The organism is Allobosea sp. P2_B12 (genome assembly GCF_056404835.1).
On sequence record NZ_JBFUDG010000005.1, the window covers coordinates 371,905 to 393,042 of the forward strand.

Below are 21,138 nucleotides of genomic sequence, written 5' to 3' on the forward strand. Positions count from 1 at the left end.
CCAGGGGATCACGAGAATGCGCAAGGCGATGATAGTGTGGGGCGGCTGGGCGGGTCACGACCCGGACCTCTGCGCCTCGATGATGCGCGGCTGGCTCAAGGCGGAGGGCTTCGAGGTCCGGGTCGAGACCTCGACCGAGGTCTTCCTCGATCCGAGCATCCGCGAGCTCTCCCTGATCGTGCCGATCTACACCATGTCGAAGATCGAGAAGCCCGAGGCGCTGGCGCTCTGCGAGGCCGTGCGGGGCGGTGTCGGGCTCGCCGGCCACCATGGTGGCATGGCCGATGCGTTCCGCGATTCTGTGGACTACCAGTTCATGTGCGGCGGTCAGTGGGTTGCCCATCCCGGCAACATCATCGACTACAAGGTCGATATCACGAGGCCGGACGACCCGATCATGGCCGGGATCAGCGGTTTCGAGCATCGATCGGAGCAGTATTACATGCATGTCGATCCGGCCAACGAGGTCCTGGCGACGACGCGGTTCAATGGCGATCACGCGTCCTGGATCGACGGCGTCGAGATGCCGGTCGTCTGGAAGAAGCGCTATGGCGAGGGCCGGGTGTTCTACTGCTCGCTCGGCCACCGCGCCTATGAGCTGGACGTGCCGGAGATCCGCACGATGCTGACGCGCGGGATGCTCTGGGCGGCGCGCTGATGGGGGCTGGCGAGGCAGGGCTGATCGGCGCAGGACTCGTTGGCCGGGCGACGCTCGAGGATGTCGCGCGCACTGCGGGTGTGTCGCTCGCGACGGCCGACCGGGTCGTCAACCGGCGCGACGGCGTGCGCGACAAGACGATCGCGCGGGTCGAGGCTGCCGTCTCGAAGCTCGGCTACAGGCCGGACCCCGCCGCCGCCCGCCTCGCCCGCAACCAGAGCTTCCGCTTCCTCTTCGTCCTGCCCAGCGGCGCCAACAGCTTCATGAGCCTGCTGGGCGAGCAGGTCTCGCGCACCGCCGATTGGCTCGCCGCCCAACGCGCCTTCATCGACGTCGAATATGTCGATGTCTTCGATGCCGAGGCCCTGGCGCGCGTGCTGGAAAACCTCCTGCCCGGCTATCACGGCGTCGCCACCATCGCGCTCGATCATCCGCGCGTGCGCGCCGCCATCGACGATCTCGCCGATCGCGGCATTCCCGTCGTCACGCTCGTCTCCGACGTGCCGAGCGCGCGGCGCCTGCATTATGTCGGCATCGACAACCCGGCCGCCGGGCGCACGGCGGCCAACCTCATGGGCCGCTTCCTGCGCGGCCGCCCGGGCGTCGTCGGCGTGGTCGCGGGCTCGCTGTCGCTGCGCGACCATGCCGAGCGTCTTTACGGCTTCAACCAGGTCCTGACGCGCGAGTTTCCCGATCTCGTCGTGCTGCCCGCGGTCGAAGGCCGCGACGACAACGAGCAGACGCTGGCCGCAACCGCAGCCCTGCTGCAGCGACATCCGGATCTCGTCGGCCTCTACAATGTTGGCGCCGGCAATCGCGGCATCGCGGCGGCGCTGCAGCAGGCCGGCCGCGACCAGGACATCGTCTGGATCGCCCATGAACTGACGCCGCACACACGGCGCTTCCTGCTGCATGGCGACGTCGATGTCGTCATCAGCCAGAACCCGGGCCACGAGGCGCGTTCGGCGGCGCGCATACTCCTGGCGCATTGCTCCGGCGAAAAGCTGGTGCCGGATCAGGAACGCATCGGGATCGACATCTTCCTCAGGGACAATCTGCCCTGAGACCGATCGCCGGGCTCAAATCTGGCCGGTTGCAAAGATATCGGTGTCGGCGTGGGCCTAGCTCTCCCGCGCTGCGCCGCTTGACGCGCCGGCGGCGATCAGGTGTTCGGCCGTGGCGATGGCGCGAGTCCGGCCTTCCGGCGAAACCATGGCGGCCAGTAGCGCCGGCACCCAGGGCGGCACGGGGAGTTCGTCCGCCAGCCATTCGCGGACACGCTTCACCCTGCCGTTGCAGAACAGGTCGGCAAAGCGTTCCGCGCTCAGATTGACCTCGTCCAGGCCGAACTGGAACTGCGCGCCATCGATGTGATGGGCTTTCGATTTCGGCAGTCGAAGCGGGCTGGCCATCTCGGTTATCTCCAGGGGTACCCAGCGCGCCGCGTCGGGCAAAGGCAATGTAGCCGTCGTGCTTTGGTCGATGCTGCCAGCGATAGCAAACGCGAGGGCAATCGTCAGCCATGTCCAAAGGTCAAGGCCGGGCGTCGTTCAGGCACGGCGGCCCCGATGGGAAAACGGGCTGCCGGAGCGGATTGTCGAGCGCGTCGTCGTATGCGGAACAGCGTTGGCAGACGAGCGTTTCCCGGTCTCATCAGGAGATCGGCATGAGCGACGTGACGACGACGGCCATTCACCTTGAAGAGCGCGGCTTTGTCCCGAACAACCCGCGCCTGCCAGTCCTTATCTATTCGGCGGCCTTCGCATCGGACGCCGATCTCGCGTCGATCTTGGAGAAGCGTTTCGGCGACAATGGCTGGCCGCCACAGTGGCGTGACGGAATCTACGACTTCGATCACTACCATTCGCGGGGGCATGAGGTCCTGGGCATAGCCGCCGGGACAGCGGAGCTTGTTCTTGGCGGCGATGGCGGCAGGCAGATCGACGTCAAGGCAGGGGATGTCATCCTGCTACCGGCGGGCACGGGTCACCGCCGGATCAGGCAGTCCCGGGACTTCCTCGTCATCGGTGCGTATCCGCCGGGACAATCCGGCGATATCATCCGCGAGGCCCCGACGCCGGCGATGCGTCAGCAGATCGCTTTCCTGTCATTCCCCCTGATCGATCCGGTGCTCGGCCGGGACGGGCCGCTCCTGCGTTTGTGGCCCGACACGGTCGTCGGCAAATCCTGAAGCGGGTGAGGCGGCCGGTCACAGGCGTGGACGGCGCCGCCTCACCCCGTTCCAAGGCCGGTGATCAGGGTCTGGACCAGCGCGATCGCCCCCGAGATCGGCCTGAACTGGCTGGTGGCCGAGTTGTCGACGAGGAAGGTCAGGTCGGCGTGGCGCGCCAACGGGCTCTCGGGCACATCCGTCAGGACGAGGATGCGCTTCCCGCTGAGATGGGAATCGAGCGTGATGTCGACCACGGACTGGGTGTAGGGCGTGAACGCGATCGCCACGAGAAGATCGCCCGGCCGCATCGTGGCGATCTGTTCGGCCGCCATGCCGCTGCCGAAATCCAGCAGGCTGCACTGCCGTTCGCAGCGCGTCAGCCCATAGGCCAGATAGGTCGCGATCGGCCGGGACCGGCGCAAGCCCGCAATGTAGACATGCTCCGCCTGCCGCAGCATTTGCGTCGCCTTGTCGAGCGCTTCCGGCGAAACGGTGCGCCTGAGGTCCTCCAGCGAGGCTATCAGCGCATCCACGCACCCATTCAGCAGGGCGCTGTAATCCTTTGCCTCGCGCGGCGCGGGCTGACGCGCGAAGACCTCCTCGCGAGCGCGGGGGGCTCCCTCGATCAGGCGCAAGCGGAAGACCCGCTGCATCTCGGAGAAGCCGCGATAGCCGAATTCCTTGGCGAAGCGGATCAGCGTCGAGGGCTGGACATCGAGGTCTCCGGCGATGCCGACCACCGTGTTCAGCGCGAAGTCGTTGGGCTTTTCCAGCGCCGACCGCGCGATGCGCTGCAGATGCGGGCTGAGCTGGTCGAAGCGGTTGCGAAGGCGCTGGCGCAGGGCTTCGAAGGTCTCTTGCGCGATATCGCCCGAAGGGGCAACTGCTGCCGGTCGATTGAATGAATTTTCGTTCATTCACGCTTCTATCTCGCCCTGTCGGCCACGCCAAGCGCGAAATTCTCGAATCTGTTGACACGACCGAAAAAATATTCATGCTCTTTGAAAATTAGTTCTGACATTCGATCAGGCAAGAGACGGGCACGAGCCCGTCCGTTTCGGGGAGGACAAACGATGTCGAAGATCACGATTTCACGGCGCGTTCTGCTGGGCGGCGCCGGGGCCGCGTCCGCGGTCTCGCTCTTTGCGGGTCCCTGGAAGCACAATCGCGTCTGGGCGCAAGGCGCGGCCAAGCCGCTGCGGATCGGCATCACATCGGATGCCAGCGGCATGTATGCGAACTCCGGCGCCAGCGACAAGCGCGGCATGATGATGGCGATCGCCGAGGCCAATGAACGCGGCGGCGTGCTCGGCCGGAAGGTCGAGTTCGTCCATATCGACACCGAAACAACGGCCGCCACCGGCAGCCGCGTCGCCGAACGGATGATCAGCCGCGAGCAATGCGGCTTCCTCGTGGGGGCGGTCCATTCCGGCGTCGCCAATGCGATCAGCCAGGTCGCCCAGAAATACGGCGTGATCTACATCAACACGAACTCCTCCTCGCCGACCGAGGCCGGCCAGAACTGCCACCGCGTCAAATTTGTCTTCGACGGCAACGGCACCAACTTCGCCAAGGCCGCGGTCAAAAGCGCGATCGAGCGCTTCGGCTCCGACTGGATGCTCCTGACCAACGACTATGTCTGGGGTCATGATACCGCGAAGGCGACCAAGGCCCTGCTCGCCGAGTATGGCGGCAAGGTCATGGAAGAGATCCTGATCCCGCAGGGCACGCGCGACTTCACCTCGGCGCTGCTCAAGGTGCAGCAGCGCAAGCCGGTGGTGGTGTCGGCGGCGATCGGCGGGGACGACCAGAAGGCGATGCGCCAGCAGGTCGCGCAGCTCGGCATGGGCGACAAGCCGGCCTGGATCAACAGCCAGCAGGACTGGCCCGATGTCTACGGCCTGCCGATCGACAACCTCTTCGGTGTGTTCGGCACCACCTGGTATTATCGGCTCGACCTTCCCGGCGTCGCCGATTTCGTCAAGCGCTATCAGGCGATGTTCCCCGAAACCGCCATGCGTGTGCCCGGCAACGTCTTCTACAACGGCTACATGTCGGTGCGTGAGCTTCTGTCTGCCGTGGAACGCGCGGGCACGACCAGCAACATCGCCGTCATCAAGGCGCTGGAAGGCCACAAGATGCCGGCAAAGGACCGGATGCAGCATTTCGACGCGACGATCGACGCCGAGACGCATCAGGTCCAGCAGACCATCTATCTCGCCACCGCCAACCGTGCGCCGAAAGAGAAGGACGATCTCTTCGAGGTCCTGAGCCACGCCAGGCCGGAAGATGTGCGCGACACCGATTCCGCCAAGCTCTGCAAGCTCGAGCCCTACGACAAGACGCCGACCTTCGACGCCTGACCGGTCCCGCCATCCGCGGCCGTCAACCGGCGGCCGCGGACCACGCTATCGCTGCATCGGGACGCACGACGCATGATCGATCTCCTGCCTCACCTCATCAACGGCCTGACGCTGGGCCTGCTTTTCGCGCTGATCGCGCTCGGCTTCACCCTGATCGTCGGCGTGATGGAGGTGATCAATCTCGCTCATGGCTCGCTCTTCGCGCTGGGGGCTTATTTCGCGCTGACGGTGATCGCCGGCGGCTGGTTTTCCGGCACGCCGTTTGGCGCCTGGTGGCTGAGCCTGCCGCTCGGGTTGCGTTACGTGCTGGCGCTGGCGATCGGACCGGCGCTTGCTGGGCTCGCCGGCATGCTCCTCGAACTCTGCCTGCGCCCAACCTATGGCAAGCCGCCGCTCTACGGCCTGCTGCTGACCTTCGGCGCCGCTCTCGTCGTCGAGGAGCTGATTCGGCTGATCTGGGGCACCGGCGAGCAGAACCTGGCGCTACCGCAGGCGATCAACAGCGCCGTCCTGCTGAACGGCATGATCTTCTCGACCTACCGCTTCTTCGCCGCCGGCTTCAGCATTCTGGCCATCGCCGCCGTCTGGCTCTTCCTGGAGCGGACCTTGGCCGGCGCCGTGATCAAGGCGGGCGCGCATGACAGCGAGATGGTCCGGGCGCTCGGCTACGACCTCGCCAGGCTCCGGCTGCTCGTCTTCGGGTTCGGCTCGGCGCTGGCGGGGCTGGCCGGCGTGGTGATGGTGCCGATCTGGGGCCTGCGTCCGCATGTCGGCGTCGACATCGTCATCCCGGCCTTCCTGATCATCGTCATCGGCGGCGTCGGCAGCTTCTGGGGTGCCGTCATCGCGGCCCTGCTGGTCGGCCTCGCCATGGGGATCACCGGCGCCTATGCGGCCGCCTGGGCGACGATGTCGATGTACCTGCTCCTCATCGCCGTCCTCGGGTTTCGCAGCCGTGGCCTGCTCGGTCGCAAGAGCGCGCTGGAGAACTGACGCATGATCTCGCTCTCGGACATCCCCACCCGCCCGGCGGCCTGGATCACGCTGCCGATGATCGTCCTCGCCACTGTGCTCCTGGCCACGCCTTGGCTGCTGCCTGCCGTTGGGCTCTATCAGTATCTCGGCATCGAGATCGCGATCTGGATCATCTTCGCGCTCGGGTTCAACCTGCTCTTTGGCTATACCGGACTGCACTCCTTCGGCCATGGCGCCTATCTCGGCATCGGCGCCTATGCCTTCGGACTGTTCCAGCACAATGTCGCCGTCGGCCTGTGGGGCGGCCTGCTGGCGGCCGTGCTGGCGGCGGGCGTCGCCGGCGCGCTGGTCGGGGCGTTCCTGTCGCATCGCCGCGGCATCTACTATGCGCTGCTGACGATCGGCTTCGGCCAGATCTTCTGGTTCCTCGCCATGAAGCTGCATCGCGTTACCGGCGGCGAGGACGGCCTGCTCGGGATTCCGCGGCCGCCCCTGACGCTCGGCTCATGGCAGGTCGCGCTGACCGACAACCGGGCGCTGTTCTATTTCACCGCAACGCTGCTGATGATCGTGGTCGTGCTCGGCTGGCGGCTGGCGAATTCGCCCTTCGGCCGCGTGCTGCAGGCCATCCGTCAGAACGAGACCCGCGCGCGCTTCGTCGGGTACGAGGTCTGGCGCTTCAAATGGGCCGTCTTTACGCTCTCGGCGATGCTGGCGGGCCTCGCCGGCAGCCTGCTCGCCATGGCCCAGCAGAGCGCCTACCCGGACGTGATGAGCCTGCACCAATCCGGGCTCGTCGTGATGATGGTGCTCGTCGGCGGCGGCCTTGTCAGCTTCTGGGGGCCGGTGCTGGGCGTGGTGTTCTACTTCGTCGCCCGCGACGTGCTGGGCGGCCTGACCGAGACCTGGCTGCTCTGGTACGGCCTGATCTTCATGGCGATGGTGATCCTGCGGCCCGAGGGGCTCGCCGGCATGCTGCACGGGCTGTCGCGACGCAGACCGCGCCTGCAGCCGGCGCCCGCCCCCGCGACGGAGGCCGCGTGATGGCTCTCTTCGAAGCCCGCAACATCCATAAGCGCTTCGGCTCGCGCGTCGTGCTGGAGAACATCTCGCTGTCCTTCGAGGCAGGACAGGTCAGCGGCATCATGGGTCCCAACGGCGCCGGCAAGTCGACCTGCTTTCATGTCCTTACCGGTCAGCACAAGCCCGATCGTGGCGAGGTTACGTTCGACGGCCAGCGGATCTCTGGCCTGCCGCCGCAGCGCATCGCCCGGATGGGTGTGTCGCGCTCGTTCCAGTTGATGAACCTGTTCGACGACACGGTCGTCATCGAGAACGTCATGCTGGCGCTGCCCGCCTTCCGGGCGCGCCGCCTGCACGCGATGGCGGCTGTGTTCTCGGATCGCGTGCTGATCGACCAGGCGCTTGCCGTGCTCGATCAGGTCGGGCTCGCGGGACGCGCCTGGGACGCGGCGGCCTCGCTCAGCTATGGCGACCGCCGCGCACTGGAGATCGCGGTGGCGCTCGCGGCCGAGCCCCGCATCCTCTTTCTGGACGAGCCGACATCGGGGCTCGGGATCGAGGCGACGCGCCGCCTCGCCCAGCTCGTGAAGCGGCTGCGCGATCGCTACACGATCGTGATGATCGAGCACGACATGCGCTTCCTGTTCGAGCTCGCCGACAGGATCTCGGTGATCCACTGGGGCCAGGTCATCGCAGAGGGGCCGCCGGCGCAGCTTGCCGACAACAAATGGGTGCGCCGCTCGACACTGGCGGAGGCGACCCATGCTTGAGGTCCGCGACATCGAAACCTTCTATGGCGAGACGCAGGCGCTGTTTGGCACCTCGTTGCGCGTCGGCGAGGGCGAAGTGGTCTCGCTGCTAGGGGCCAACGGCGCCGGCAAGACCACGACGATCCGCTCGATCCTGGGCCTGACGCCGCCGCGTCGCGGCCAGATCCGCTTCGACGGGCAGGACATCACCAGGCATCCGACCCATCGCATCTCGGCGATGGGCATCGGCTGGGTGCCCGACGACCGCCGCATCTTCCCGACGCTGACCGTCGCGCGCAACCTGCAGATCGGCACGCGCAGGACCCGTTTCCGGTCCTGGCAGGTTGGCGAGATGTTCTCGATCTTCTCGGCACTCGAACATCTGATGCCGCGCGAATGCGAGAACCTTTCGGGCGGCGAAATGCAGATGGTCGCGATCTCGCGCGCGCTGCTGGGGTCGCCCGGACTGGTCCTGCTCGACGAGCCCAGCCAGGGCCTCGCGCCCAAGATCGTCCAGGATGTGCTCGCGACGGTGCGCCGGCTCAAGGCCGAAGGCATCTCCGTGCTGATCGTCGAGCAGAACGCGCTCGCCGCGCTCGAGGTCTCGGACCGCGCCTATGTCATGGACCGCGGCCGCATCGTCCATGAGGGGGTCGCCCGCGACCTGCTCGATGACAGATCCCGGCGCCAGCGCCTGATCGGACTGTGACCATGAGCGCGATGCTTGACGTCAGCAACCTCTCGAAGATCTACACGCGCGGCCGGTTCGACCGCACGCCGACCTTCCGCCTCGACGCGGATTTCCGCATTGAGCAGCCGGCGATCGTGGGCATGATGGGCCCCAACGGCTCGGGCAAGACGACCCTGTTCGAGCTGATCACCGGCTCGAACAGCCCCGCCAATGGCACTGTGGAAGTCGCCGGTCGCGACATCCACCGCGTCCGCACCGACGAGCGCGACCGCCTCGCCATCCACTACCACCAGTCCTACCAGGTCCGGCATTTCCGGTCGCTGCGCCCCAATGCCCTGATGGAGCGCGCCGGCAGCCAATACCCGCTGGTTCATCTTTTCGACGAGCCGCAGTTCAACACGCAGGACGGCTATATCGGTTTCATGCTGGATTTCTTCCGGCGCCTGCGTTCGGAGGGCCGGCTGGTCTTCCTCTGCGTCCACCCCAACGAGCGCTTCCATCTCGAGATCCTCGAGGAGATCTGCGAGCGCTTCATCTTCGTCAACAAGGGCGTCGTCACGCTGCTGCCGGACTATGCCGGCTTGCTCGGCTTCGAGCCGGCGCGCGCCTATCTCGGCAATCTCCTGACGGAGCGTGCCGCCGTGGAGGATGCCGCGTGAACCAGCTCGCTACGAACCTGACGCCGCAGATCGACCTCGACGCGATGGACCGGCTGTTCGACATCAAGGGCCTGCGCATCTTCCTGCCCGGCGGCTACGGCGCGCTCGGCGAGGCGATCGCGATGGCGCTGACGCGGCGCGGGGCCCATTGCGCCATCGCCGGCCCCAATGGCGCAAAAGCGGCCGCGCTTGCGCAAAAGCTGGCTTGCGTCGGCGTCGACACCTACGGCTTCGAACTCGATGCGCGCCGGCCAGCCGCGATTGCGGAGGTCGCCGACCGCGCCGCCGAGGCCATGGGCGGCATCGACGTGCTGGTCAACTGCGTCGGCGTCCAGCGGGAGCAGTCGTTGCTCGACGTCACCGAAGAGACCTTCGACGAGGTCTACGAGACCAATCTGAAATCGGCGATGTTCCTGGCCCAGGCGGTGGCGCGCCACCAGATCGCGCAGGGCACGGGCGGCCGCCAGATCCATCTGCTCTCGGTGCGCTCGCAGCTGGCGCTGCGCAATCGCGGCTATTCGGCCTACTGCGCCACCAAGGGTGGCCTCGTCATGCTGGTCAAGCAGCATGCGATGGAACTCGCCGGGCACAACATCACCGTCAACGGCGTCGCGCCGACCTTCATCCAGTCCGAGCGCATCCGCCCCCACCTTGAGCGCGACGGCTTTCGCGACTTCATCCTCGACCGCAACCCGCTCGGCCGGATCGGCGACCCCGTCGAGGTCGTCGGCCAGATCATCACCTTCGCCGCCCCGGCCGGCAGCTACATGACCGGCCAGATCGTCTACGTCGACGGCGGCGTCACCGCGAGCCAATGACGGCCGCCGGGCATCTCCCTCTCCCAGACATATCCCGTACCCGAAAACCGCCCGGAGGCTCCATGCCCGACCTGATTCCCAAGCTACTGATCGGCGGCGAATTCCGCACGCAGACCGCGCTCGAACCCCTGCGGGTTATCAACCCCTGCACGGAGGAGTTGCTCTGGACGGCGCCTCGCGCCGGCGCAGCCGAGGTCGAGGAGGCGCTGCATCATGCGCGCGCCGCGCTCAAGACCTGGTCGAAGGTGCATGGCTGGGAGCGGGCCAAAGTCCTGCGCGGCATCGCCCGGGCGATGGAGGCGCGCAAGGGCGCGCTGGCGAGCGCGCTCTCCCATGAAATCGGCCGGCCGATCGCACAATCCGAGGGCGAGGTGCTGATCGCGATCGAGCAGTTCGACTGGTTTGCCGGCGAGGCCGAGCGCCTTTTTGGCGAGACGATTCCCTCGCGCCAGGGCGGGCGCCTCGCCACGGCGCTGGAGCCGGTCGGCATCGTCGCCGCCTTCACCGCCTGGAATTTCCCGATCAACCTGCTCGCCCGCAAGATCGCACCCGCACTCGCCGCCGGCTGCCCGATCATCTGCCGCCCATCCGAGCAGACGCCGCTGACCTCGATCCTGATCGCGGAGGCCTGTGCGGAAGGCGGCGCGCCTGCCGGCACCGTCCAGATGCTGTTTGGCCCGGCCGAGACGATCACGCCGCTCCTGATGGCAGCCGAGGAGGTCCGCAAGATTTCGCTCACCGGCTCGACGCGCGTCGGCCAGATGCTGCTCGCCGAGGCCGCCAAGACCGTCAAGCGCTGCTCGATGGAGCTCGGTGGCCATGCGCCCGTGGTGATCTGCGAGGATGCCGACGTCGACAATGCTGCAACGTTGTGTGCGCTGTTCAAATTCCGCAATGCCGGCCAGGTCTGCATCGCACCCAACCGCTTCTATGTGCATGAGAGCCTGGCCGAGCGCTTCGCCAGCGGCATGGTCAAGGCGGCCGAGGCGCTGGTGTTGGGCGACAGCCAGGACCGGGCGAGCTCGATGGGCCCGTTGACGCTCGCCAGCCAGCGCGACCGGGTCGAGGCGCTCTCGGCCGAGACGGAAGCTTCAGGCGCCCGGCGCCTCGCCGGCGGGCGCCGACCGGCCAGGCGCAACAAGGGCTTCTTCTTCGAGCCGACGGTCTTTTCCGATGTGCCCGACGACGCCCGCATCATGCGCGACGAGCCCTTCGGCCCGCTGGCGCCGATCGCCACCTTCCGCGACTTCGACGACGCGATTGCGCGGGCGAACTCGACCCCCTACGGCCTTGCGGCCTACGGCTTCACCGGCAGCCAGCGCTATGCCGAGGCACTCAGCGCAGGCCTCAGCGCCGGCATGGTCGGGGTCAACACCTTCATGATCGCCCATGCCGAGGCGCCGTTCGGCGGCATCAACCATTCCGGCATGGGACGCGAAGGCGGCCGGCAGGCCATCCATGACTATCTCAACGTCAAGCTGACGCATTTCATCTCGACATGAGACGACCTCGACCCGGCGGCCGGTGTGGGGGCCCGACATTCAATGGGCCGGGCTGATCGTCACGCCCTGCTCAACGCTTCTGGTTGTAGACGTCGAGGCACACCGCGCCGAGCAGGACCAGGCCCTTGATCACCTGCTGGTAGTCGATGCCGATGCCGAGGATCGACATGCCGTTGTTCATCACGCCCATGATGAGCGCTCCGATCACGGCGCCGGAGACCCGGCCGACGCCGCCATAGGCCGAAGCGCCGCCGATGAAGCAGGCAGCGATGACGTCGAGCTCGAAGCCCAGACCCGCCTTCGGGGTCGCGGTGTTGAGGCGCGCAGCGAAGACGAGCCCCGCCAGAGCCGCAAGCACGCCCATATTGACGAAGGTCAGGAAGGTCAGCCACTCCGTCCGCACACCCGAGAGCTTGGCGGCGCGCGCATTGCCGCCGACCGCGTAGATTTGCCGGCCGATGCTGGTCCGCGTGGTGACGAAGGCATAGAGCGCGATCAGCACCGCCATCACCACGAGCACGTTTGGCAGGCCGCGATAGGAGGCGATCAGATAGGTCGCGTAGAGGATGATGGCGGAGAAGGCGAGGTTCTTGGCGACGAACAGGCCCTGCGGCTCCACCGGAATCCCGTGGCTTTCCTGCCGCTTGCGACTCTTGACGTTGAGCACCACGAGCACGAGCGTCAGCAGGGCCCCGATCGCCAGCGAGGTCGGATAGAGCGCGCCTGCTTCCGGCACCAGTTCGGGAATGAAGCCCGAGGACAGCTTCTGGAAGGTCGCCGGGAACGGCCCCAGCGATTGGCCCTGCAGGATCGCCAGCGCCAGCCCCTTGAATACGAGCATGCCTGCAAGTGTCACGATGAAGGACGGGATCTTGAAATAAGCGACCCAATAGCCCTGCGCAGCGCCGATCAGGGCGCCCAGCGCCAGGCAGATCAGCGCGGCCGGCACGAAATGCATCTCGTAGCGCACCATCAGCACGGCGGCGACCGCGCCGACCGCACCCGCCACCGAACCGACCGACAGGTCGATATGGCCGGTGACGATGACGAGCAGCATTCCAAGCGCCATGATGACGATGAAGCTGTTCTGCAGCACGAGATTGGTCAGGTTCAGTGGCCGCAGGAGCGTGCCCCCTGTCATGACCTGGAAGAACAGCATGATCGCCACCAGCGACATCAGCATGCCGTAGTCGCGCAGGCCCGTCTTCAGGTGGCTGCCGGCCGGACGCGCCGGCCCGCCGCTCAAGGTTTCGCCGCTCATGGTCTGGCCTCTCCGTTGCGCATGATGGCGCGCATGATGTTTTCCTGGCTCGCGTCCTGCGCGGAAAATTCGCCGACGAAGGCGCCGTCGTTCATCACGCAGATGCGGTCGCAGATGCCCAGCAGCTCCGGCATTTCCGAGGAGATCACGATGACGCCGCGCCCTGAATCCGCCAGCTCGTTGATGATGCAGTAGATTTCGTATTTGGCGCCGATGTCGATGCCGCGCGTCGGCTCGTCCAGGATCAGCACCTTGGGCTCGGTGAAGAGCCATTTCGACAGCACGACCTTCTGCTGGTTGCCGCCCGAGAGCTGGCTGGTCTCTTGATAGACGCTGCCGCTGCGGATCCCCATCCGCGAGCGATAGCCCGCCGCCACCTTGAGCTCGGCCATGTCGTCGATGACGCCGCCGGGTGCCACCGCCGGCAGATTGGCCAGCGTCACGTTCTTGCGGATGTCCTCGGCCAGGATCAGCCCAAGCTCCTTGCGGTCCTCGGTGACATAGGCGAGGCCGGCATCGACGGCGCGGCGCACCGTCGAGAGGTCGACCTCGCGACCCTCCAGCGTCGCCGTGCCGCTGATCTGACGGCCATAGGAGCGGCCGAAGACGCTCATCGCGAATTCGGTCCGGCCCGCTCCCATCAACCCGGCGATGCCGACGATCTCGCCACGCCTGACATGGAAATCGACGCCCTTGACCATGCGCCGGCCGGCATCCTGCGGATGAAAGACGCTCCAGTCCTTCACCGCGAAGATGACCTCGCCGATAGCAGGCTCGCGCTGGGGATAGCGATGCTCGAGATCGCGATCGACCATGCTGCGAATGATGCGGTCTTCCTCGACCGGGCCGGCGCGGCAGTCGAGCGTGTCGACGCTGCGCCCGTCGCGCAGCACGGTGATATGATCGGCGACGCGCGCGACCTCGTTGAGCTTGTGCGAGATCAGGATCGAGGAGATGCCCTGTGCGCGCAGTTCGACCAGCAGGTCGAGCAGCGCCTCGCTGTCGCGCTCGTTCAGGCTGGCGGTCGGCTCGTCCAGGATCAGCAGGCGCACGTCCTTCGACAGCGCCTTGGCGATCTCGACGAGCTGCTGCTTCCCGACGCCAAGATCGATCACGCGGGCATCGGGTGCCTCATTGAGGCCGACCTTCGCCAGCAGCGCCTGGGCGCCGCGATAGACCGCCTCGCGATCGATCACGCCCATGCGCGTCGGCGGATTGGCGAGATAGATGTTCTCGGCGATGGAGAGCAGCGGGATCAGCGCCAGTTCCTGATGGATGATGATGATGCCGAGCGCCTCGGAATCATTGATGTCGCGAAAGCGCCGCTCTTCCCCGTCGAAGACGATGGCGCCGTCATAGGACCCATGCGGATAGACGCCGCTCAGCACCTTCATCAGGGTCGACTTGCCCGCGCCGTTCTCGCCGACGACGGCGTGAATCTCGCCGGGTTCGACCGAGAACGAGACGTCGCTCAGGGCCTTCACGCCCGCGAACGCCTTGCTGATGCCGCGCATGGCCAGGATCGGATTCATTCGCTCTGCTCCGCGACCGGATGGATCGACGGCCCCGCCCCGGGGGCGGGGCCGCACGCGAGGGTGTCGCGTTACTTGATCTGCCCGGCCTTGTAGTAGCCGGAGGTGATCAGGACCGATTCCCAGTTCGACTTGTCGACCGCGACGGGCGTCAGCAGGTAGGACGGCACGGTCTTGCGGCCGTTGTTGTAGGTCTTGGTGTCGTTGACCTGCACCTCCTTGCCGCTCAGCATGGCATCGACCATATCGGCCGTGACCTTGGCGAGTTCGCGGGTGTCCTTGAAGATGGTCGAATACTGTTCCCCGGCGAGGATGGACTTGACCGAGGGAACCTCGGCGTCCTGGCCCGAAACGAACGGCATCTTCATCGAGCCCGAGCCGTAGCCGACACCTTTCAGCGAGGACAGGATGCCGATCGAGATGCCGTCATAGGGCGAAAGCACCGCGTCGATGCGCTTGTTGTTGTAGTAGGCGCTGAGCAGGTTATCCATGCGCGCCTGGGCGGTCGCACCGTCCCAGCGCAGCGTCGAGACCTTGTCCATGCCCATCTGGCCGCTGGCGACGACGAGTTGCTTGGAGTCGATGAACGGCTTCAGCACCGACATCGCGCCGTCATAGAAAAAATAGGCGTTGTTGTCGTCGGGCGAGCCGCCGAACAGCTCGATGTTGAACGGCCCCTTCGCCTCGGGCAGGCCCAGCCCCTTGACCAGCGTCTGCGCCTGCAGGACGCCGACCTTGAAGTTGTCGAAGGTGGCGTAATAATCGACGTTCGGCGAATTCCGGATCAGTCGGTCATAGGCAATGACCTTGGTCCCGGCCGCCGCCGCCTGCTGCAGGATGTCGGACAGGGTGGTGCCGTCGATGGCGGCGATCACGAGTACCTTCGCCCCCTTGGTGACCATGTTCTCGATCTGCGAGAGCTGGTTGGGGATGTCGTCCTCGGCATATTGCAGATCGGTGTTGTAGCCGCGTTCCTTCAGCACCTTCACGATGTTGTCGCCGTCCGCGATCCAGCGGGCGGATGATTTCGTCGGCATGGCGATGCCGACGGTGGGCTTGGATTGCGCCAGCGCGGGCCCCGCAAAGGCAACCGCGCCCAGCGCGAGAGCGGAAAGAAGCGTCGTGATCCTGAGTGCCATCGTCTTCTCCTTGGTTGGGTGTTGGTCGCCGCTTGGTCGCGGTCTTGGTCGGGTTTGCATCGTCGGTGCGGGGACTGTCAGTGCGCGCCCAGCCTGACGCGAGGCTCAGGCTTTCCGATCGCGTCGGGCGTAAGCAAGAAGGTCGCACCGCCCTGAGGATCGGCGGCGCGGGCAGCTTCATCCTGCCCCTCTCGCGCGCTGGTGACCAGCAGGCGGTTGAAGGCCTTGCCGACGAAAACGGGGCAGCTCGGCTGGCGCGCCGGCACGGAAAGACTGCGGACGGTCTCGCCCTGATCCGTGAGGGCATCGATCCGTGCGCCACCCCAGCGGGCGATCCAGATCAGTCCGTCGCGATCGATCACCGCGCCGTCGAGCCCTTCGCCGTCATCGGACAGGCGAAGCGGCGATGGCGCCTCGCGCGGCAGACCCGTCGCGGGATCCAGCGGCACCCGGTAAAGCGCGTTTCGCGCCGTGTCGGAGAAGAAGCCCTGCGTGCCGTCTGCCGAGAAGCAGATCGCGTTGGGAATCGTCAGCCCCGAAAAAAGCCGCACGACCTCGCCGTCCGACAAGGCATAGATCGAGGCCGCGCCGGGCTTTGCACCCTTGCCCATCATGCTGAACCAGAAGGCGCCGCAAGGATGCGCACGCGCATCGTTTGAGCGCGTCGTGGCGTCGTCGGCCTCGACCGCGCGAAACAGTGTCATCGCGCCATCCAGGCGGGCGCGGAGATAGAGCCCGCTTTCGGTGGCGACCAGTTGGCGCTCGTCGTCGACCATCGCGAGCGCCGAGGCCATCAGCGGCATGGCGTGGCTTTCGACCGAGCCGATCGCAAGATCGGCCTCGAACAGCTTGCGCTCCAGAATGTCGAACCAGAAGGCGGTGTCGGTCGCGGCGTCATAGGCCGGACCTTCGCCGAGATGACAGCGTGTCTCGCCCAGCAGCGCGGGAGCGGGCACGATGGCCTGTGTCGCACTCACCATGTGAAGGCCTCCACGCCTCGGCGCTTCCCGAGCAAAAAAGCATCGGCCACCAATTGCAGCGGCGCCAGATCGACATCGCTCTCCCGCCGCGAGACGAGATCGGCGAAGCGGCGATACAGTGCCGGATACTCCGCCTCCGGCTCATCGACGAGCGGGCGCCCGTCATGGTCGAGTTTCGCGCCACCTGCCGATAGCAGCAGCGTGCCGCCCTCCGTCTCGATGCGCATGTCCCAGCTCTGCGGGCCGCTCTGCAGGAAATCGAACTCTGCCCGGATCGGCAGGCCGGCCTCGTCGGCAAGGTCGAGTTCGGCCGCGATCGGCGCATCGCGGTTGGCGGGGAAGGCGAGCTCGGAAGCCCGGAGAAACAGCGGGCGCGGCAGGATGCGGGTCAGGATCGACAGCGCGTTGATGCCGGGATCGAACACGCCGAGCCCGCCGGCCTCGAAAATCCAGTCCTGGCCGGGATGCCAGACCCGCACATCCTCGCGCCAGTCGATCCTGACCGATAACGGACGATTCGCGGCGAGAAAGGCTCGCGCCGGCTCGACGGCCGGCGCATGGCGGGAATGCCAGGTCGCAAACAGCGTCAGGCCCTTGATCCGCGCAGTGGCGATCAGCGGCGCAAGCTCGCTGACGGTTGCCCCCGGCGGCTTTTCCAGCATGACATGCTTGCCGGCCGCCAGAGCGAGCGCAGCCTGGGCCCGTCGCACCTGGGGCGGCGTGCACAGTGCCACCGCGTCGACCGCGACATCGGAGGCGAACAGCTCTTCGAGGGTTTCAAAGCAGGGCACGCCATCCAGCACGGCATTGCGGCTGACGACAGCTGCAACCGCGATATCGGGCAGGCCCGCCACGGCCGGCAGATGCTGGTCGCGGGCGATCTTGCCCAATCCGACGATGGCGAGGCGCAGCATGCTCATTTGCTCCAGCGCAGCACGGCGGCGTCGAGGCTTTGGGCGATCTCGATCAGCCCGGCCTGCGTCGCAGGGTGAGGCAGCTCGAGTGGATGACGCAAGGCCGCCGAGCCGATGATGCCGCCCGCCTTCATCAGAATCTTGGCAGCCGACAGGCCGGTCTGGCGGTTCTCATAATTGATCAGCGGCAGCCAGCGCGCATAAGCCGCCATGGCCTCCTCGCGGCGCCCGGCGAAATAGGGATCGACGATCTGGCGGATGCCGTCGGGATAGCCGCCGCCGGTCATCGCGCCGGTCGCTCCGGCATCGAGATCGGCCATCAGCGTGATCGCCTCCTCGCCGTCCCAGGGCCCTTCGATCGTCTCGCCGCCAAGTTCGAGCAGCGTGCGCAGCTTGGCGGCGGCTTGGGCGACCTCGATCTTGAAATAGGAGACGTTCTCGATCTCGCGGGCGAGCTTTGCCAGGAAGGCGGGCGAGAGCGGCGTGCCGGCCACCGGCGCGTCCTGGATCATGATCGGGATCGAGATCGCATCCGAGACGCGGCGGAAGAAAGCTTCGATCGCCGCTTCGCCGACCCGGAAGGTCGCGCCGTGATAGGGTGGCATGATCATCACCATGGCCGCGCCCTTGTCCTGCGCGCGGCGCGAGCGCTCGGCGCAGACCGCGCTGCCGAAATGCGTCGTCGTCACGATGACCGGCACCCTGCCTGCGACATGGTCGAGCGCCGCATCCATCACCGCGTCGCGCTCGGCATCGGTCAGCACGAATTGCTCGGAGAAGTTCGCCAGAATGCACAGCCCGTTCGAGCCGGCGTCGATCATGAAGTCGAGGCAGCGGCGCTGCCCCTCCAGATCGAGCGTGCCGTCGTCGTGGAAGATGGTCGGTACGACGGGGAAGACGCCGCGATAGGGTCTGGTTGCTGCGGGCATGGCCGGGCTCAATCTTTGTTTGTCAGGAGGTGGGACGGGGCGATGAGATGGTGTGGACCGGCGAGCCGCCCGGAGGTTTCGGTGCGCGTCGCGCCGTGGCGGCGCAATCCGTTGAAGATGACCCCCACCATGGCCTCGGCCGCACCCTCGACGTCGCGGGCCGCGATGGCATCGACAATCTTGCGATGCGCGATGATGACGATGTCCCGCTCGGGTTCCTCGACCGGCGCGCTCAGCAGGAACGATGCCCGCAGCGCAACGTCGATGACGCCGCCGACCGAGCGCATGAACGGATTGCCCGAGGCATTGGCGACAGCCACGTGAAGCGCGAGATCGGCTTCAGCGAACGCGACGGAATCGGACGGCTCGCGCTGCATCGCGGCCAAACCGGCGCGCATCGCGGAGAGATCGGCTTCGGTTCTGCGCTCCGCGGCCAGGGCTGCCGCGCGAGGCTCGACCGCCAGCCGGATTTCAGCGAGATCGTCGAGGAAGCGGCGGTCGATCCCGGCCTGAAGGTGCCAGGCGAGCAGGTCGGCGTCGAACATGTTCCAGGCGGCGCGCTCGCGCACCACCGTGCCCACCCGTGCCTTGGTGGTCAGCAGGCCCTTGGCGACGAGCGTCTTCACGCTTTCGCGCAGCACCGGGCGCGAGACGCCGAAGCGCAGCATCAGTTCGGCATCGCCGGCGAGCTTGGCACCCTCCTTGGCGCGGCCGGCGATGATGTCGAGTGCGACCATCCGCGCCACCTCGGCGTGATTGGAGTGTTCCCGCCGTTCGGGAACCGCGACGAGTCCGGGTTTCATGGAGTGGCCCCTTTGGCAGTGGCGCCGCGCACTGAGCGGCGAGCGAGGGCCAGCGTCGCCTGCTGGAACGCGATGAAGGCGAACAGCAGGACGCCGGTCACGATCTTGGTCCACCAACTCGACAAGGTGCCGTCGAAATTGATGTAGGTCTGGATCAGGCCCTGCATGAGGACGCCCAGGAACGTCCCGATCATGAAGCCGTGCCCGCCGGTCAGAAGCGTGCCGCCGATCACCACGGCGGCGATCGTGTCGAGTTCGACGCCGACGGCCGAGAGCGAATAGCCCGACGAGGTGTAGAGCGAGAACACGATGCCCGACAGGCCCGCCAGGAAACTCGACAGCGCGTAGATCGCGACCGTGTGCCGGCCCACCGTGATCCCCATCAGCCCGGTGGAGACCCGGCTGCCGCCCAGCGCATAGACATTGGCCCCGAAACGCGTGAGGTGCAGCGCAATGCCGCCGGCGAAGAAGACCGCCAGCATGACCATGCCGACCACGCTCAGCCGGCCACCGCCCGGCAAACGGAAGGCGAAGTCCGAGACCGCGCTGTAGAGCGGCGCCGTGACGGGGATCGACTCCGTCGACAACAGGAAACTCGCACCACGCGCCAGGAACATGCCCGCCAGCGTCACGATGAACGGCGGCATGTCGAAGCCCTGGATGAGCGCCCCCATCGTGGCGCCAAACAGTGTCGCCACGAACAGCACGAGCATGAACGCCGCCAGCGGGGGAATGCCCCATGTCTCGATCGCAAGCGCGAGAAAGACCGTGGTGAACCCCACCACCGAACCGACCGACAGGTCGATGCCGCCCGAGATGATGACGAAGGTCATGCCCACCGCCAGAATGCCGAGGAAAGCGTTGTCGGTCAGCAGATTGGCGATCACGCGGGTCGACAGGAAGGCCGGGAACTGCAGCGCGCAGATCGCGTAGCCGAGCGCGAAGACGGCGGCGGTGACGATGACCGGGAGATAGCGCGTCATGCCGGTCTCCGGGCCAGCAGGAGGGCGACGCCCGACAGGCGCGGCGATTGCGCCAGCAACACCAGCAGGACGACCACCGCCTTCACCACGAGGTTGAACTCGGGCCTGAAGCCGGCCAGCAGGATGCCGGTGTTCATCGCCTGGATGGTCAGCGCACCGAGCACCGCCAGCGCCAGGCTGAAGCGGCCGCCCAGCAGCGAACTGCCGGCGATGACGACGGCCAGGATGGCATCGAGCTCGAGCCAGAGCCCGGCATTGTTAGCGTCCGCGCCCAGGATGTCGGCGGCGGCGACGATGCCCGCCAGGGCGGCGCAAAATCCGCTCCAGACATAGACCGCGATCGTGGTCGTGCGCGTCTCGATGCCGGCGAGAGCGCTGGCGCGGGCATTGGCGCCGGTCGCCTCGATCAGCAGCCCGAGCGCGGTGCCGCGGATGGCAATCACCGCCACCGCCAGCACGGACGCCGTCAGCACCACCGGCACCGGCAGCCCCAGGATCGCGCCGCCACCGAACCGGGCGAGCTCGGGCGAGGTGAAGGTGACGATCCTCCCCTCGGTGATCAGCTGCGCGATGCCCCGCCCGGCGACCATCAGGATCAGCGTCGCGATGATCGGCTGGATGCCGAGCACGGCGACGAGGATGCCGTTCCAGAGCCCGCACAGCAGCCCGGCGCCCAGGGCAGCCAGCAGCACGACCGGCAGAGCGTGCGTATCGGCCAGCGTTGCGGCGATCGCGCCCGCAATCGCCATCACCGCTCCGACTGACAGGTCGATGCCGCGGGTCGCCACAACCAGCACCATGCCCAGGGACAACAGCGCCACCGGCGCACCGCGATTGAATACGTCGATGAAGCTGCCGAACAGACGGCCGTCCTGCAGTCTGATGTCGAAGAACTGCGGCGAGACGGCAAAATTGATCAGCAGGACGACGACGAAGGCCGCGATCTGGGGCAGGCCCTTGCGGGGCAGTCGAAATCTCATCGGGGC

General features: G+C 66.7%; 22 protein-coding genes. 11 read left to right on the forward strand and 11 right to left on the reverse strand.

Annotated features, from left to right (window positions below; genetic code table 11):
* The first annotated feature begins 16 nt into the window (after positions 1-16).
* Both AC1DYU_RS15310 and AC1DYU_RS15315 read left to right on the forward strand, forming a co-directional pair.
* The gene (locus AC1DYU_RS15310) at positions 17-658 is read left to right on the forward strand and encodes a ThuA domain-containing protein (RefSeq protein WP_476792371.1); all 642 of its coding nucleotides are present in this window, start codon (positions 17-19) and stop codon (positions 656-658) included.
* Entirely contained in the window at positions 658-1,722 is a 1,065-nt protein-coding gene (locus tag AC1DYU_RS15315) for a LacI family DNA-binding transcriptional regulator (protein ID WP_476792372.1), read from the forward strand. The genes AC1DYU_RS15310 and AC1DYU_RS15315 overlap by 1 nt, the downstream gene beginning before the upstream one ends.
* Before the next feature lie 57 nt (positions 1,723-1,779).
* Here the strand turns inward: AC1DYU_RS15315 and AC1DYU_RS15320 are convergent, their stop codons facing one another.
* A complete protein-coding gene (locus tag AC1DYU_RS15320) occupies positions 1,780-2,118 on the reverse strand; it encodes a hypothetical protein (RefSeq protein WP_476792373.1) in 339 nt (112 codons plus the stop codon).
* A 206-nt stretch (positions 2,119-2,324) separates the two neighbouring features.
* Between AC1DYU_RS15320 and AC1DYU_RS15325 the strand changes: the two genes are divergently transcribed.
* Complete coding sequence (locus tag AC1DYU_RS15325) at positions 2,325-2,849, forward strand: cupin domain-containing protein (RefSeq protein WP_476792374.1); 525 nt, start codon at positions 2,325-2,327, stop codon at positions 2,847-2,849.
* Positions 2,850-2,890: 41 nt separating this feature from the next.
* On the opposite strand, the gene AC1DYU_RS15330 is transcribed toward AC1DYU_RS15325, so the two are convergent.
* Complete coding sequence (locus AC1DYU_RS15330) at positions 2,891-3,748, reverse strand: MurR/RpiR family transcriptional regulator (RefSeq protein WP_476792375.1); 858 nt, start codon at positions 3,746-3,748, stop codon at positions 2,891-2,893.
* Between the two features lie 156 nt (positions 3,749-3,904).
* Here AC1DYU_RS15330 and AC1DYU_RS15335 point away from each other — a divergent pair, with 156 nt between their 5' ends.
* The 8 genes from AC1DYU_RS15335 to AC1DYU_RS15370 all read left to right on the forward strand — a co-directional run bounded on the left by AC1DYU_RS15335 (position 3,905) and on the right by AC1DYU_RS15370 (position 11,611).
* A complete protein-coding gene (locus AC1DYU_RS15335; protein WP_476792376.1) occupies positions 3,905-5,194 on the forward strand; it encodes an ABC transporter substrate-binding protein in 1,290 nt (429 codons plus the stop codon).
* A gap of 72 nt (positions 5,195-5,266) precedes the next feature.
* Positions 5,267-6,187: a branched-chain amino acid ABC transporter permease gene (locus tag AC1DYU_RS15340; protein WP_476792377.1), complete on the forward strand. Its 921-nt coding sequence runs from the start codon at positions 5,267-5,269 to the stop codon at positions 6,185-6,187.
* 3 nt (positions 6,188-6,190) lie between these two features.
* The gene (locus tag AC1DYU_RS15345) at positions 6,191-7,213 is read left to right on the forward strand and encodes a branched-chain amino acid ABC transporter permease (protein ID WP_476792378.1); all 1,023 of its coding nucleotides are present in this window, start codon (positions 6,191-6,193) and stop codon (positions 7,211-7,213) included.
* The gene (locus AC1DYU_RS15350; protein ID WP_158486985.1) at positions 7,213-7,962 is read left to right on the forward strand and encodes an ABC transporter ATP-binding protein; all 750 of its coding nucleotides are present in this window, start codon (positions 7,213-7,215) and stop codon (positions 7,960-7,962) included. The genes AC1DYU_RS15345 and AC1DYU_RS15350 overlap by 1 nt, the downstream gene beginning before the upstream one ends.
* Entirely contained in the window at positions 7,955-8,650 is a 696-nt protein-coding gene (locus AC1DYU_RS15355; RefSeq protein WP_158486984.1) for a branched-chain amino acid ABC transporter ATP-binding protein, read from the forward strand. Before AC1DYU_RS15350 ends, AC1DYU_RS15355 begins: the two co-directional genes overlap by 8 nt.
* Before the next feature lie 2 nt (positions 8,651-8,652).
* Complete coding sequence (locus tag AC1DYU_RS15360) at positions 8,653-9,291, forward strand: ATP-binding cassette domain-containing protein (protein ID WP_476792379.1); 639 nt, start codon at positions 8,653-8,655, stop codon at positions 9,289-9,291.
* Positions 9,288-10,109 (forward strand): SDR family NAD(P)-dependent oxidoreductase, encoded by an 822-nt coding sequence (locus tag AC1DYU_RS15365; RefSeq protein ID WP_476792380.1) that lies wholly within the window; start codon positions 9,288-9,290, stop codon positions 10,107-10,109. Before AC1DYU_RS15360 ends, AC1DYU_RS15365 begins: the two co-directional genes overlap by 4 nt.
* 62 nt (positions 10,110-10,171) lie before the next feature.
* Positions 10,172-11,611, forward strand: a complete 1,440-nt coding sequence (locus AC1DYU_RS15370; RefSeq protein ID WP_476792381.1) for an NAD-dependent succinate-semialdehyde dehydrogenase — start codon at positions 10,172-10,174, stop codon at positions 11,609-11,611.
* Positions 11,612-11,681: 70 nt separating this feature from the next.
* Here the strand turns inward: AC1DYU_RS15370 and mmsB are convergent, their stop codons facing one another.
* The 9 genes from mmsB to AC1DYU_RS15415 all read right to left on the reverse strand — a co-directional run bounded on the left by mmsB (position 11,682) and on the right by AC1DYU_RS15415 (position 21,132).
* Complete coding sequence (mmsB, locus tag AC1DYU_RS15375) at positions 11,682-12,872, reverse strand: multiple monosaccharide ABC transporter permease (protein ID WP_476792382.1); 1,191 nt, start codon at positions 12,870-12,872, stop codon at positions 11,682-11,684.
* The gene (gene mmsA, locus AC1DYU_RS15380; RefSeq protein ID WP_476792383.1) at positions 12,869-14,404 is read right to left on the reverse strand and encodes a multiple monosaccharide ABC transporter ATP-binding protein; all 1,536 of its coding nucleotides are present in this window, start codon (positions 14,402-14,404) and stop codon (positions 12,869-12,871) included. Before mmsA ends, mmsB begins: the two co-directional genes overlap by 4 nt.
* 71 nt (positions 14,405-14,475) lie before the next feature.
* Positions 14,476-15,543: a multiple monosaccharide ABC transporter substrate-binding protein gene (gene chvE, locus AC1DYU_RS15385; protein ID WP_476792384.1), complete on the reverse strand. Its 1,068-nt coding sequence runs from the start codon at positions 15,541-15,543 to the stop codon at positions 14,476-14,478.
* A 77-nt stretch (positions 15,544-15,620) separates the two neighbouring features.
* Positions 15,621-16,523, reverse strand: a complete 903-nt coding sequence (locus AC1DYU_RS15390) for an SMP-30/gluconolactonase/LRE family protein (RefSeq protein WP_476792385.1) — start codon at positions 16,521-16,523, stop codon at positions 15,621-15,623.
* Positions 16,517-17,443 (reverse strand): Gfo/Idh/MocA family protein, encoded by a 927-nt coding sequence (locus tag AC1DYU_RS15395; protein WP_476792386.1) that lies wholly within the window; start codon positions 17,441-17,443, stop codon positions 16,517-16,519. The genes AC1DYU_RS15390 and AC1DYU_RS15395 overlap by 7 nt, the downstream gene beginning before the upstream one ends.
* Complete coding sequence (locus tag AC1DYU_RS15400) at positions 17,440-18,366, reverse strand: dihydrodipicolinate synthase family protein (RefSeq protein ID WP_476792387.1); 927 nt, start codon at positions 18,364-18,366, stop codon at positions 17,440-17,442. Before AC1DYU_RS15400 ends, AC1DYU_RS15395 begins: the two co-directional genes overlap by 4 nt.
* Positions 18,367-18,374: 8 nt before the next feature.
* Entirely contained in the window at positions 18,375-19,169 is a 795-nt protein-coding gene (locus AC1DYU_RS15405) for a FadR/GntR family transcriptional regulator (RefSeq protein WP_158486975.1), read from the reverse strand.
* Positions 19,166-20,152: a galactofuranose ABC transporter, permease protein YjfF gene (gene yjfF, locus AC1DYU_RS15410; RefSeq protein WP_476792388.1), complete on the reverse strand. Its 987-nt coding sequence runs from the start codon at positions 20,150-20,152 to the stop codon at positions 19,166-19,168. Before yjfF ends, AC1DYU_RS15405 begins: the two co-directional genes overlap by 4 nt.
* Positions 20,149-21,132 carry an ABC transporter permease gene (locus AC1DYU_RS15415; RefSeq protein ID WP_476792389.1) on the reverse strand — a complete coding sequence of 328 codons (984 nt, stop codon included), beginning with the start codon at positions 21,130-21,132 and terminating at the stop codon, positions 20,149-20,151. Before AC1DYU_RS15415 ends, yjfF begins: the two co-directional genes overlap by 4 nt.
* Positions 21,133-21,138 lie beyond the last annotated feature (6 nt).